Origin of the sequence: Methanobrevibacter woesei, assembly GCF_003111605.1 — an archaeon.
GTDB classification, from domain to species: domain Archaea; phylum Methanobacteriota; class Methanobacteria; order Methanobacteriales; family Methanobacteriaceae; genus Methanocatella; species Methanocatella woesei.
On sequence record NZ_MZGU01000005.1, the window covers coordinates 1 to 572 of the forward strand.

Annotated in this window: 1 protein-coding gene; it reads left to right on the forward strand. The window is 26.6% G+C overall.

From position 1 onward, the window contains the following. On the forward strand, nt 1–572 hold a 572-nt coding region (locus tag MBBWO_RS06240; protein ID WP_207771580.1), incomplete at both ends, for a restriction endonuclease subunit S.

A 572-nucleotide genomic window follows, 5' to 3' on the forward strand; every position in this document is an offset into this window, starting at 1 on the left:
AAAATAATCATTTTTATGAGAAAATAGGTAAAAATGGAGAACCTGTTTGCATTGATGATGAAATACCTTTCGATATTCCTGAAACATGGGAATGGTGCAGATTTGGTAGTGTTGTCAATTTTTCTATTGGAAAAACACCACAACGTAAAAACCCTGAATTTTGGGATAATGGAACTATTCCATGGGTTTCTATAAAAGATATGAATGACGGAGAGAAAATTAACAAAACAAAGGAAAAAATAAATTTAAATGCGTTGAAAAACTCTTTTAAAGGAGCTATTGTTCCAAAAAATACCTTATTAATGAGTTTTAAACTAACTGTTGGTAAAGTGTCTATTTTAGACATGAATGCAGTTCACAATGAAGCTATTATATCAATTAAACCATTTATTGATAAAAAATTTATTTTTCGTGACTTTTTATTATATATTTTACCATTAATATCCCAATCAGGAGATACAAAAAATGCTATAAAAGGAAAAACATTAAACTCAAAAAGTTTAAATAAATTACTTCTTCCTCTTCCACCATTATCCGAACAAAGAAGAATAATTAAAAAAATAAAAAAATTA